This is a genomic window from Mitsuaria sp. 7, assembly GCF_001653795.1.
GTDB lineage: Bacteria > Pseudomonadota > Gammaproteobacteria > Burkholderiales > Burkholderiaceae_C > Roseateles.
On record NZ_CP011514.1, the window covers coordinates 2566181 to 2579789 of the forward strand.

The following is a 13609-nucleotide window of genomic DNA, read 5'->3' on the forward strand; positions in this document are numbered from 1 at the left end:
CGGTCACCGTCGCCCTCTTTCAGGTCACTCACCCAGATCCAGAAAATCGGAAAGGTCATCTACCCTGGTCGAACGATCAGCTGCAATGAATAAATCTTCCGGACCTTGCTCCCGGTGAAGCACTCTCACATCCCCTTTGACGCCAGATCCCAGAATCAGACATGAAACAGAGCCAGTGCTCTCCACGAGCCTTGCCACAGCTTCCTGAGCTTTTATATATTTACTGGAGCCATCCTGAATTGGCGTAGGTATCCAATCCGCACCTTGCCTCGGAGAACAGGAAACCTCCAATGCGCGCTCCAGCTCTACAGCAACGGCCATCTGAACCGGGCGAAGCGCAAATAACCGAAGCTCATAATCAGCCGCCCACGCGATCGCATGGTAATAGAAAATATTGCCATCAACCGTGTGTACGAGCCCTCTGAGCGGACCATCGTACCAATCAAGCACAATGTCGGACGCAACGACATTATCGGCAACGCCAAACGTCATCAGGTCAAGTCTCACAGCGCTCTTTCACGAACCAAAAATACAGCGTAGAAATTGAACACTTAGCTTCAACACCATATGATCTTCGGTGAATCCTTTAATCACTCACAACGAGTGAATTGGCGACTTGCTCGCAGATCAAGATCTGCGCACCACCCAACTCAATTAACGATTGTCAGCTTCCCTGATGCAATTTCGGCCGCTGCGTGAGCGCCAACGTAGCCACCCATTTCCTTATGGAGATGAAGCATGCGTCGCACTTTGGTCATAACACCGTCTGCCCAGCGACGAAATGCTGGATCTTTATCGACAGACTCGCCGTGAACTAGCACTCGATTTTGATAATAAAGGCGACCCGGTCGAAGGACACGTTTATCGTAGTAAGGGCGCCAAAACTCAATCAGCTGGGATTGACTCAAGTCAATATGGACCTTGACCGGGCTAACGCGTTCGGCAACGACCATTCTTGGAATGTGTCGTGGCGCAAGGTAGCAAAACAAGGATATCTTCCCTACGGATGACTGAGGAATTTCCAGCCCGTCTAGCGGTTGTAGATTACGAAGATCGTCTGTGGCGATATCGGACAAGATGTCCACATCCCCAGTCGCCTGCAGTTTCTCTTCCAAGAGACGGAGATCTACATCGGTCGCGAGAATGCTGAACTGTTTTGCCATGCATTTCTACCTTCGTCGGCTATACGGGCTGAACGACTGCCACCCTGATCGCAAAGAGCTGAGAATCCCCGAAGATTCGTTGCTGAATCGATTCCATCACCATATTGTGCGCCACCAGAACGTCCAATTAATGCAATCGACGAAAACCTCGAACCGTCAGCCGACTTCGACGTCTATCAAATCATTGAAAACTCTCTTTCAACACCTTCACATCGTAGCGAGCGGCAACTTCCCAGCTTTTTCCGATTGATGCTTCTGACAATTCTCTTACCGCATCCAATGCCTCTTCAGTTCTCCCTTGTGCTACTAACAGTCTCGCAAGGTTCCGTCGGCGTCGGTATTCGGTGAGACCAGCGCCTTGGCCGCTTTTCCAGAGCATTATGAGTTGATCGACGTCGGCAAGCGGCTCCAGCTTAGGGAGCCCGTAGGCCAAGATCCCGTCCACCACTTCTTCGCGAACCGACTTTTCAGAGTCATCATCCGAGATTTCCCACCAACGATCGGTCCGGTCAGGCAGCAACTGCCCCAAACGGCTTCTCCAGTGCCAGAGATCGCTTTCCGGAATAACTGTTGGAGTTTCCACGCCGATATTATCAAAATCCTGAAGCACTCTGGACATTAGGCCCACATTCAATGTAAAGCGCAGCGCTTCCTTTGTTCCGTACTTCGCATCCCGCTGCAACTCTATTAGTATTCGAACGCCATTTTTTTCTCTACTCAAAGAATTTCCATGCAATAGAAAACCCAAAGGAGCGAGCGCCTCAGCAAGAGATTTTTTGAATTCTACAAAAAGTTGTGTTGCAGCCGATTTCATTCAAGGCTCTCGTCATGTGCACCAGTCCCAATTGATACAGGTGATCGTGCCCCGTCTACCCGCTGTTGCCCTGGTTGTTGGCAATCGTCCCCAAAGTGGCCCAGTATCGTCCGCGCCACTGGTCTGGCGGCGACGACCCCCATGCGTCATAGCTCATCCGCTGGAGCACCGGCCAACTTGCCAATGCCGTTCACGCAGGGGTGGCGCCTCAGAAACTTCGGGTCATTTCGCCATCCCCATCGCCGCTTCCAACTGCCCCGGATCGAACACTCTTCCCGCCTTGATCGTCTTCACCACCTGCCGCAGCGCGGCGATGTCCTTCAGCGGATCGCCGTCCAGCAGCACCATGCTCCAGTTCGCGGTGCAGCGTGTAGCCCGCGAAGGCGTCCGTGCCCGGCATATCAGCGTGACGCCGCCGTCACTCAGCCGCTTTACAAGTTGCAGCAGCCGCAGCAGTGCCTAACCGTACGCTGGCGGCGAGGACGAGGACGCTGTTGAAACCGTGAATGGCATCAGGCTGCGAGGTCATGGGGATTCCCTTCGCGTCCGTATTCCCTTCATCGCCCTAAATGCATCCGGTCAAGGTCATGGCAGGTGGCGCAGTACGTCATCGATGGCCACATTTAGCACAAACAATTCATGTTCGATGAGCGCGAAGATGTCTGCGTCCGGCATGCCCTGCTGATTCGCCGTTGCGACCTTCTTCTGGAAGGTTGCAACTCGGTGAATTAATTCATTGAACCGGCGCAGATCACTCGGCTTTGCCACGCCATCAGTGCCGACCTCATAGGTGTCGCGCGCGAACATCGAGATCAAGTGCAGCAACTGACTCAGCCAGCCCAGCTGATCGATCTGCGTCATCGCGCGGAAACGCGGCAGCTCGTCATGCCAAGTGCGCTCAGTCATCGAAGGATCTCTCTTGGGGGAGCGTGACGCGATGGATGGCAACAGGCTGCGCGGTCATGGATGTTCCCTTCGTGTCCGCAATCTCTCCATCGCCTTGGCAAGTGGCTTCTTCATTGCGTCCTCGTCGTACAGGAAGTCGCCGCCGCCGAGGCGATAAGACGCCAGCATCAACGCCGCGTCCTCGATCGCTTCATCGCCGTCGGCATGGTCCCCTAATGCGACTTCAAGCGCATTTGCCGCGGCCATCGACACGTCCTCCCCACGGAGGAATCGCTCGATCATCTCCACCAATTCGTGATCGGCTTCGCCGCTCACGATGCGGATCGCCTCCCGCTGCAACGGCTCCGAGGCGCGGGCGATCTCGTTCCAGCAGGGGCGAGCGGCAACGACCTCCTTGGCCTCCCGCAATCCGATCGAGAACTTGAGCCTCACGGCCTTGATCGTTTCCACGATGGACAGGCCTTGCGCATGGCATTGATCGATGTAGGCGTTGAGCTCATCGGTCGAATGCGGGGTCACCGTCGGGCGTTCGGGGCCCACGTGTCCTGGGCACAGCACCCGCCCATCGACGCTCACCGACCATCCCGCTTGGCGAGCGCGCTCGGCCATGGTCGCAGCCCACTCCTCCACGGGATCAGTTGCCCGCTCGTCAAGCGTCGGTTGGAACAGGCCGCGGCAACCGCCAACCTGGCACGTGATCAGCAGTTCGCAGTAGGCGAGGTTCGCCACGGCGTCAGGAGTCGATGGCTTCATTGTTTAGCGCGTCATTCCCATCGCGGCTTCCAGCTGCGCCGGATCGAAAACCCGGCCCGACTTGATCGTCTTCACCACCTGCCGCAGCGCGTCGATGTCCTTCAGCGGATATTCGTGGCAACAAATCATTCAGCCACCCAGATCCAGAAACCACAGAGATCATCCACCCTCGTTGAACGATCAGCCGTAATGAACAAATCGTCCGGACCTTGCCACCGGTAAAGCACTCTCACATCCCCTTTGACGCCAGACCCCAGAATCAAACATGAAACAGAGCCAGCGCTCTCCACTAGCCTTGCCTCTATTTCCTGAGCCTTCATATCCTCACTGGAGCCATCCTGAATTGGCGTAGGTATCCAATCCGCTCCTTGCCTCGGAGAACAGGAAACCTCCAATGCGCGCTCCAGCTCTACAGCAAAGGCCACCTGAACCGGGCGAAGCGCAAATAACCGAAGCTCATAATAACCCGCCCACGCGATCGCATGGTAATAGAACATATTGCCATCAACCGTGTGTACGAGCCCTCTGAGCGGACCATCGTACCAATCAAGCACAATGTCGGACGCAACGACATTATCGGCAACGCCAAATACCATCAGGTCAAGACGTTTTCCACGGTCAAATCCTCACAAACACACCAAAGCACGAGACTGTCATTTCCAAATGAACGAGCCACGCAGCCATACCGTTGGCGCATCTACCCCCCGCCAAGCTTTATCTGCAAGGCTGACCGTATGTCTTCAATTGTATGGAGGTATTCATTTGGCGCCGATAAAACATCCATCCCATAAAGATACATAACCCCAGCCCAGACTCGCTCTTTATTCTCAGCAGGGATGATCACCAGATTATCGGCTTCCGACTGTTGAATCACTGAGTATGCCCAACGATCCGCCGCCTCTCTTGACATACACCCAGAAAGCACATCATCGAAAATACGACGTAGAAATTCAATACTCAACTTCATCGGTTTTCCGTGAGCCGTCTAACCACTCACAACGAGTGAATTGGCCGCTTGCTCGCAGATCAAAATCCGCGCATCACCCGACTCAATTAACAATCGTCAGCTTCCCTGATGCAATTTCGGCCGCTGCGTGAGCCCCAACGTAGGCACCGATCTCCTTCCGAAGATGAAGCATGCGTCGCACTTTGGTCATAACACCGTCTGCCCAGCGACAAAATGCTGGACCTTTATCGACAGATTCGCCGTGAACCAGCATTCGATTTTGATAATAAAGGCGACCCGGCCGAAGTATGCGTGTATCGTAATAGGGACGCCAAAACTCAATTAACTGGGATCTACTCAAGTCAATATGGACTTTCACCGGGCTATCGCGTTCGGCAGCGACCATTCTTGGAATGTGTCGTGGCGCAAGGTAGCAGAATAATGATGTCTTCCCTACGGCTGACTGGGGAATTTCCAACCCATTTAGCGGTTGTAGATTACGAAGATCGTCAGTGGCGATATCGGACAAGATGTCCACATCCCCCGTCGACTGCAATGTCTCTTCCAAAAGACGGAGATCCACATCGGTTGCGAGAATGCTGAACTGTTTTGCCATGCATTTCCACCTTCGCGGGTTATACGGACGGTTATGCCCCTCACCGAGGGTCAGGTCAGTGCCACCTTGGCCGTACAAACAGATGAACGCTCTGCTCTGTGCACCAAGTTAGAGTAAAGCTACAAATCTTCCACCCCAAGAAAATATCCTGCCGAAAAAATCACCTCCTCAAACGAGGAGCCACGCAGTCGAACTTCTTGAATCGCCTTGCCAGATTTACAAAATATTCTAATCACATCCCCACACCCAATTGCAAACGCAAGATTATCTTCAAGCGAGTCATGAAACCATAGACTGAGGCCATTGAACAAATCCAACGAATCCAAATCAATCCTGTCAGCAGGAGCGTTCAGAAGATTCTGATAATCATTCAAAAAAGCTTTGGTTTCGTGAGCAAACAGTGTGCAATTTTGCAGTTGACGTGCCCTTCGAACCACAACCTCAAACGATTGTCTAATGTCGCTGAGATGGCCTCGAGCGCAGATCTCTAGCCCCCCGATGAAGTAGCTGAGCTCTGCCTCACTATAGCCGTGTATGGCGCTTATACGCACGGAAACTGCAAAGAGCTGAGAATCCCCGAAGATTCGTTGCTGAATTGATTCCATCACACTATCTCGCGTTATCTGAACGTCCAAGATTTCGAAACCCATCCACCATTCGAGCGGAAAGGGAACGTTGATTAATCTCTGGAATTAGCCGCCCGTAGCCATACTGCCGGGCCTGAGCCTCGGTTACCACACCAGAAAAGTGAAATCTCTCAGCATTTCCCGACATACCATTGGAGAAATACCTATACAACTGTCCATTGTCCGCACGCGCAACAATCGTCTTTCCCCCTGCTCCATCAACTCGTACGCCTCTTTTGTAAACCTCCTCAGAGTCCTTGGGTTGAGGGTGCTTTGTGGGAACTATTTTTTCATTATGTTGCGGATTATTTTCAAGCTCAGGAAGAAGGCGCTGCTGTACTGCTTTAGGGTTATACGGATCATTTTCCAGAGCGGGGCTCGGACGAGCTGGGGGTTGAGCAGTCTGTCCTGCAGCCTGTTGCTTTTCGACTTGGGAACCCGTACGAGCATCACCCTCATTCGTCTTCGCCTGCGTTGTCGCACTTCTGCGGACGCACATCGTCAACGAGTCAGGGCAAGCCTTCGTCGTATTTCCGGTTGGAGCAAGGCCCGTCGGATCCGTAAACGCCAACGCATTGTTCAGCACATAGCTGTACCGATTGAACGCCTGCCCGTTCTGCGGGTCCGGCACCGTCGGATCGGCGCTCGTGTGGCGACCGAGGATCGGGTCGTACAGGCGCGCGTTCATGTGCACCAGTCCCAATTGATCCAGGTGTTCGTGCCCCGTGTACCCGCTGTTGTCCTGGTTGTTGGCGATCGTCCCCAAACTGGCCCAGTTATCGTCGGCGCCACTGGTCTGGCGGCGACGACCCCATGCGTCGTAGCTCATCCGCTGGAGCACCGTGCCGCTGCCGTCGACCACACCAAGCACCGAGCCCAGATGGTCCTTCAGATGCATCCGCACGGCGCTTGTACCCGCAGCGGCAAGGTCCACCGACGTGCCAACCAGGCGCTCCTCGATGTAGCCCAGCCCCATCGGCAGCTGCGTGCGCACGATCGTGACGTTCTGCGCCGCCTCGATCTGCTTCTCCTGTGCCCCGGCGTAGTAGATCGTCGTGGTCGCGGCGCCTGGCGCTCCGCCTGACATCGGCTGCACGGTCTGCAGACGACGCTCCTGGTCCGGCCCGTAGACGAACGACGTGCGCTCCACCGCAACGCCTGCCGACAGCCGGTCGATCGTTCGCGGCGCATCGCTCGCCGTCCACGTGTAGCTGCGGTTCAAGCCCTGCGACAGGTTGCCGTTGTCGTCGTAGGTGAACGTCGGATTCTGAAGACCCGCCACCGTGCCCGTGATGCTCGTGACCGCATGCGGCCTCACGCTGCCAGCTCCTGAGGGCGGGTAGCCGTACGTGCCGACCTTGCTCTTCGACAAGAGGCTCCCGATCTCGTCGTAGCGCGTGCTGCTCACGATGCCGTTGATCGTCGCGTCCTCCAGTCGATTGAGCGCGTCGTAGGTGAAGTCCTCCTGCAGCAGCGAGCCGGAGTCCGTCATCTGCGCGCGATAACGCAGATTGCCGATCGTGTCGTAGAGGTAGACATCGTTCTGATGCGTCGAATTCGGCGCGCCGAGCCGCGTCGGTGTCCCCGTGATCACGCTGCTCAGACGTCCCGTGAACGACGAATGACCCGTGTGCTGGATCAAGCCTCCTGACAGGAACTCCTGCGTGTCATTGCCCTCCGCGTTCCGCGCGATGGCCTGCCACACCGTCGTGTTCAAGCCGCTGCCGGCCACGCTCACGCTCGCGGCATGACCGCGCTCGTTGTAGTGCACGCCGATCGTGTTGGTCGCGCCGCCAGTGCCGCCCCGCGCCGAGCGTCGGTAGACCGTGCCTGCGGGTCGACCGAAGCTGTCGTAGCGATACGTCTCCTGATAGTCGCCGTCCAGTTGGAAGGTCTGGCTTTCCGGCCGACCCTTCGCGTCGTAGGTGAACAGACGCCGCGCATCCTTCGCGTTGTTGGCCCAGGTGAACGACTCGGCCAACTTGCCGATGCCGTTCAACGCCGTATCGAAGACCCAGCGACCGTCCTGGTCTGGCGCCAGCCGCCTCGTCGTGCGGTTCAAGTCGTCGAACTCGAACGAGGTCGTCTGCCCCTTCGCGTCCGTCTGCGAATAGGTCCGGCCCAGTGGGTCGACCCGGTACGTCCAGGTGCCCAGGTCAGGATCGCGCAGCACCGTCTTGCGACCCAATCGATCCACGGTCACGTCGATCACGTTCGACTTCGCGTCAGTCACCTTCAGCAGATGACCGAAGCCGTCGTAGCCGTAGCGCGTGACCCGACCCAACGCATCGGTCACGCGCAGGACCTTGCCCAGCGCATTCGCCACCCGCGTGGTCGACTTTTGCTTCGCATCCGTCTGCGTGAGTTCCAGCCCGTTGTAGCCGTAGCTCGTCGACGCTTCGACGCCGTTGTCATCCGGTGCGCGCAGCACGCTCAGGCGACCGATCGCATCCCGGTCGCGATACGTCCACACCGGCGAGCTGCCGGCGAAGTACGGACGGCTCAGCGAGCGCAGATAGCCGTTGGTGTCGTAGCGGTTCTCGGTGAGCACCTCCGCGCCGGAGAAGCCCCAGGTCCGCGTCGCGACCTTGCGGTTCAAGGCATCGAAGAACTCCTCGACCGGCACCGCCGTCTGCTGCGTGCCCATCCACTGCTGGGTCACGACCGTGGAGGTCGCGTTGTTCAGACAACCCGACACGCAGGCGCGGTAGGCCCACGAGGTCGCCGTGCCATCGGGACGCGACTCGCGCGTCTTGCGCCCCCAGGCGTCGTAGGTCCACTGCGTCTGCCGCTGGTTGGCGTCCGTGTGCAGCAGCGCCTGGCCATGCGCCGCATCGGACACGCGACGCTCCACGTGCCCCTTGGCGTTGGTCACGACTTCGGCGAAACGCCCCACGGCGTCGTACTCGGTGGTCTCGACGACGAGCGAACGATCCGTCGACGTCCCCGGAATCCGCCAGGTCGCCGTCTTGGACGTAACGCCGCCGTGCACCGGATGTCGCGCGAGCTCCGTGACGACGCGCAGGTCGGGCGCGTCCGGTTCCACCGTGTCCCGCCAGACACTGCCCAGCGCGTCGTACTCGCGCGCCGTGGTCCGGGTCACCGCCACTGCCCCCGGCGCCGTGGCCGTCGTCGCCTCCGTCCGCATCAGGCCGATCAGCCACCGATCCTCCAGCGTGTCGAAGGTCCGCGTCGTCGATGTCCCATAGCTCACGCCCGGTTCGAGCGCCGACGTCACCGTCTGCGTCAGCGACTTCACGTTGCCGAAGGCGTCGATGCCGCCGTCGGGCACCTGCACCGTCGTCGTCAGCATCGCGGCGCCGTTGAGGTCCTTCGTCGTCTGCGTGGTCGAGCGCTGGAACACGTGCTTCGTCGCACCACCGGCGATGGTCGGCATCGATTCCCACACGACGCTGCGCGACGACATCTGCACGCCGTTGGTCTGCGTCACCGTTTCCGCGGTCAGTTGACCGATGGTCGGGAAGTCCTGGCTGTAGACGCCGCGCGTCTTCAACCCCTTGAGCGTGTCCGTCCGCTCCACCGCCGCGAAGCCCAAGGAGCCTCGCCCGGTCGACTCGGTACGCAGGCCTTCATAGCGATAGGTCGTGACGTGAGAGCCGCCCTGGCCGTTGCCCACCTGGAGGCGGGTGACCACCGGCGCACCGGTCTGGACGTTGCGCTTCGGATAGGCAGGCTCGGCCCCTGGCGCATGAACGGCGGCGTCATGCAACGCACCGTAGCCGAACACCGTCGTCTGTCCCGCACCATTGGTCACCGAGGTCATCAGGTCCGGCACGAGCGCGCCGCCCGCCAGATAGATGCCCCAGGTCTTTGCATCCGGGTCGTACTGGGCCAGGTCGGTCCGGCCATCGCCGTTGAAGTCGCCGTAAACGGTCGTGTGAATCAGCGAAGGCACCGTGCGGGCTTCGCAGCGGAGCTGCCCGCCGGTGATGCGGCACATCCGTCCGTTCGCGCCGATGCCCAGCAGTTCCGGCCGGCCATCCCCGTCCACGTCCGTCACCGTACTGAACGCGTGCTCGTCCGGCGTCGCGCCATTGGTGTAGTCGCGGCAGTCCGTGCCGCCTGCGCCGTTGCCGTAGCAGACCTTGAGCAGCGTCGCATTCTTCAGCCCGCTCAGCGCGAAGTCGGTGATGCCGTCGCCGTTGAAGTCGCCGGTCATCGACGCGCCCTGCCCGGCGAAGCCGGTATCCAGGCCGAGGTTGGCCACCGCCGTGCGGCAGCCGTCGCCGCTGGCGCTGCACAGCTGGAAGCTGTTGTCCGGCGGCGTCTCCCACAGTCGAGAGCACGTGGGGTTGTAGTACGTCGCGGTCAACGCATCGGTCTTGCCATCGCCGTTGAAGTCGCCCATGAACGGGCGCCAGCGCGAGAGGCTGATTGTGCAGGCCGTCTCGGTGGGCGCCTCGAAGTACCGATAAGCATAGGGATCGAAGAACCCGCCCGCTCCGCTCGAGTAGGTGCAGCTGAAGGTCGCGCCGTTCGACAGGCACGACCCCGTCCCTCGCACCACGACGTCGTCACGCCCGTCGCCATTCGCATCCGTCACGACGAAGTTGTTGGTGACGCCGAACTGCGGGATGTCCGGGCTCGGGGATGCCGGGAATCTCGTCGACGCCTGGCAGTTGAATCCGGTGCCGGTCGACAGGCACAGCGTGGACCCCGCCGTCCCGCTCGACGGCTGCAGCAGGTCCGTGCGGCCGTCGCCGTTGAAGTCGCCGGTGATCAGCTGCGACATGAGCCGGTCGGGACCGACCCAGGTGCTGCAGGAGAAGGAGGTGCCCGTCGACAGGCACACCTGCCAGGACGTACCGCCCAGGTGCTGCAGCAGATCGCTCCTGCCGTCGCCGTTCAGATCGACGACGGCCATCACCTCCAGCAGCTTGGACAATCCGCGCTGGGCGGGGTTCCTGTACAGCACCTCCGGTCCGCCTTGCCACACGCCGCCGCTGAAGGTGTTGTCCGCCTCGCTGCGCTGTGAATACTGGAAGCGGGTGGCCGGCAGGCACTCGCCCGGCCCGCAGTCGGCGACCGACTGGACGAGGCTGAGCCCGGTCGTCGTGCTGGTCGTATAGGCGATCGACCAGCGCCGCGCCAGGGCGCCGCCCGAGCCGTCGGCCGCGATGCCTGTCCATGTGGAGAGGCCGCTGAGCCGCTTCGTGATGAACGTGCGTGCGCCCGCGAGATACGCGAACGAGGGATCGGGACGCGCAGCGGCGTCGTACTCGAAACGCAGCGCCGCGTAGGGCGAGATCGCGGTGCCGTTGCCGGTGTAGCGGATCGCCTTGGGCAGGTGCTCGCCGGTCGCGCTGTCCTTGAAGTAGTCGTACGCGATGTAGTTGCCGCGCCGGTCCTCTTCCCGGCTCAAGGCCCAGAACAGCGCCTTGCCGGCGGAGCCCGGCGCATCGACGAACGCGTCCGACGTCGTGCCGAAGTACTGGATGTCGCCGGACTTCAGTTCCACCTTCCACGAGTCAGGACCGCGGTCGGCATCGGTGCCGTACGAGGTGATGCGCGCGAAGTGATCGATCTCGGTCCGATAGGTCGCGCTCGCGCCCTCCACGCCGCTGACGACGATCAGACGCTGGCCATCGAGGCAGTACCGGGCAGTCCTGTCCAGCCGCGCGCGATTGCGCTCGCCGTCCGTGGCGATGGTCGCTGCGCAACGGGTGATGCGGGACAGTCCGCCGACCTCCCAGCCGAGACCCGACAGCCCTTCCTTGGATTGGCTGTCGTAGTGCAGCGTCACGCTCGGCACCTGTCCCGCGGTGCCCGGTGGCAGCGCGATCGGCAGCTCATAGGTCGCGGATCCCTTGGACGATACCGACGCCTGTCCGGCCGCCGTTCCCGTGATGCCGCCCGACAGGTTCGGCGGGACGATCGTCACCGCCACCGGATCCGTGTTGGACACGATGACCGCCACGGCCGCGGACGTGTTCTCGCGTCCGTCCACATCGGTGACCCGCGCGGCCAGCAGGTAGGTGCCGACCGGGCGATCCGTCCACGAGAACTGATAAGGCGCCGTCGTCACCGTCGCGATGATGCTGCCGCCCGACAGGAACTCCACCTTCTGGATGCCCGTGTCGTCCGTCACCGTGGCTGAGAACGTGATGGTGGCCGAAGGCCCCTGATGAACCGCGCCCGGTGCCGGCGCCGTGAGCGTGACTTCCGGCGGCGCGTTCACCCGCACGGTGGTGTTGCCGGAGGTCGTCGTTCCGCCGTCGTTGTCGACCGCACGGGCGGCCAGGAGATGGGTGCCCACCGCCGGGGATGCCCAGTCCCAGACGAAAGGCGCGGCGGTGGCCGTGCCGGCGACCTGGCCGTCGACGAGGAACTCGACGCGCGCAATGTTGCCGTCGGTGTCGCTGGCGGAGGCGCTGAGGCGCCACGGCGACGGGAATGTGTGGTCCGCCCTGACCGCTCCGTTCGCCGGTGCCGTCAAGCTCACGCTCGGCAGGTTGTTCACCCGCATGGACCGGATCGGCGAGTCCCGGTAGCCGCCATCGTTGTCGAAGGCTCGCGCCACGAGCGTGTAGCCGCTGGACGGCGCATTGGCGTAGGTCATGCTGAACGGCGGCGACAGGCTCGTGCCGATGTGCACGCCGTTCAGATGGAATTCGACCCGCTGCACGGTACCGTCGGAATCGCTTGCGTCCGCGGAAATGAAGATCGACGACTTCGGACCCGCGAAGACCTGGTTCTCCGCCGGTGCCGTCACCGTCGTGGACGGCAGGGCGTTCACGCGGAAGCGCGTCGCGCCCGAGCTGCCCGTGCCGCCATCGTTGTCGACGACTCTGGCCACGACGTCGTAGGTCCCGGCCCCCAGGCCCGACCAGACGTACTCGAACGGCGCGGCAGTGGCCGACCCGATGCGGCTGCCCGAGGCGGTGAAGTATTCGACCCAGGCGATCCCGCCGGAATCGCTGTCCGACGCCGTGGCAGTCAGACGGACCGACCCCGACGGCCCCGCCACCACGGTGCCGTTGGCGGGCGAGGCCATGGCCACGGACGGCGGCGCATTGACCCGCACCGTCGCCGTCGCCGAATCGGCCCAGGCGCCGTCAGTGTCGTAGGCGCGCGCGAAGAACCGGTGAACGCCCGCTCCCATGCCGGGCAGCCAGGCACTGAACGGCGACGAGGTGGCGGTCGAGACGAGATTGCCGTTGGCGTAGATCTCGACACGCTGGATGCCCGCGTCGTCCGAAGCCGTGCCCGACACGGAGATGTCGGCGGGCGCCAGCGCGATGACCGTCCCGTTGAAGGGAGGACCGATCCCGACGCTGGGCGGTGCATTGACCCGCACCTGGATCGGCGCCGACATCGTGGTGCGACCGCCGGCGTCATAGACCTTGCCCCGGAACGTGTACACGCCGGGCGCGAGGCCGCTCTGCGTGAACGTGGCGTCGGCCCGCTTCGTGTTGGGGCTGAACTCCTGCAAGGCGATGGGCACATCGTTGCGGTGGAGTTCAACGCGATAGATCAGCTGCAGCGTGTTCTGGGAATTCTCCGAACCCAGCACCTTGATCTGGAAGCTTCCGCCCGTCGGTGCGACGGTGCCGCCCGGCGCGGAAATGGTCGAGTAAGGCCAGGAACAGATCGTCTCGCGACCGTCCTTGTAGCAACCGGCCTGCGCCTCACCGATCGCGCCGGCCAGCATGACGCCGCCGACCAAGCATTTCCAGAACGCGGCCATGACACCGCGCGACCCTGTGGCCGCCCTGACTCGAAGCATTCCCGATTCCTCCCTGCCGGCACGTGGGGGTCACGGTG

General features: G+C 61.0%; 11 protein-coding genes. All 11 read right to left on the reverse strand.

Annotated elements, in window-relative coordinates; translation table 11 throughout:
- Positions 1 to 24: 24 nt before the first annotated feature.
- On the reverse strand, positions 25 to 492 hold the full coding sequence (locus ABE85_RS27495; protein ID WP_157522231.1) for a hypothetical protein: 468 nt from the start codon (positions 490 to 492) through the stop codon (positions 25 to 27).
- A gap of 158 nt (positions 493 to 650) precedes the next feature.
- Positions 651 to 1163 carry a hypothetical protein gene (locus ABE85_RS27500; RefSeq protein ID WP_157522234.1) on the reverse strand — a complete coding sequence of 171 codons (513 nt, stop codon included), beginning with the start codon at positions 1161 to 1163 and terminating at the stop codon, positions 651 to 653.
- Positions 1164 to 1344: 181 nt separating this feature from the next.
- Positions 1345 to 1977 carry a DUF4304 domain-containing protein gene (locus tag ABE85_RS26940; RefSeq protein ID WP_082938540.1) on the reverse strand — a complete coding sequence of 211 codons (633 nt, stop codon included), beginning with the start codon at positions 1975 to 1977 and terminating at the stop codon, positions 1345 to 1347.
- Positions 1978 to 2199: 222 nt separating this feature from the next.
- The gene (locus tag ABE85_RS28645; RefSeq protein ID WP_255362650.1) at positions 2200 to 2325 is read right to left on the reverse strand and encodes a hypothetical protein; all 126 of its coding nucleotides are present in this window, start codon (positions 2323 to 2325) and stop codon (positions 2200 to 2202) included.
- Positions 2326 to 2562: 237 nt separating this feature from the next.
- Positions 2563 to 2883 (reverse strand): hypothetical protein, encoded by a 321-nt coding sequence (locus ABE85_RS11375; RefSeq protein WP_067274142.1) that lies wholly within the window; start codon positions 2881 to 2883, stop codon positions 2563 to 2565.
- 54 nt (positions 2884 to 2937) lie between these two features.
- Positions 2938 to 3636, reverse strand: coding sequence for a hypothetical protein (locus ABE85_RS11380; protein WP_067274145.1), 699 nt, complete (start codon positions 3634 to 3636; stop codon positions 2938 to 2940).
- 3 nt (positions 3637 to 3639) lie between these two features.
- Positions 3640 to 3765, reverse strand: a complete 126-nt coding sequence (locus tag ABE85_RS28650; protein WP_255362651.1) for a hypothetical protein — start codon at positions 3763 to 3765, stop codon at positions 3640 to 3642.
- A 568-nt stretch (positions 3766 to 4333) separates the two neighbouring features.
- Positions 4334 to 4603, reverse strand: a complete 270-nt coding sequence (locus ABE85_RS27505) for a hypothetical protein (protein ID WP_157522236.1) — start codon at positions 4601 to 4603, stop codon at positions 4334 to 4336.
- Positions 4604 to 4685: 82 nt separating this feature from the next.
- A complete protein-coding gene (locus ABE85_RS27510) occupies positions 4686 to 5198 on the reverse strand; it encodes a hypothetical protein (RefSeq protein WP_157522239.1) in 513 nt (170 codons plus the stop codon).
- A gap of 119 nt (positions 5199 to 5317) precedes the next feature.
- Positions 5318 to 5803 carry a hypothetical protein gene (locus ABE85_RS27515; protein ID WP_157522242.1) on the reverse strand — a complete coding sequence of 162 codons (486 nt, stop codon included), beginning with the start codon at positions 5801 to 5803 and terminating at the stop codon, positions 5318 to 5320.
- 4 nt (positions 5804 to 5807) lie between these two features.
- Positions 5808 to 13571 (reverse strand): Ig-like domain-containing protein, encoded by a 7764-nt coding sequence (locus ABE85_RS11385; RefSeq protein ID WP_082938541.1) that lies wholly within the window; start codon positions 13569 to 13571, stop codon positions 5808 to 5810.
- Positions 13572 to 13609 lie beyond the last annotated feature (38 nt).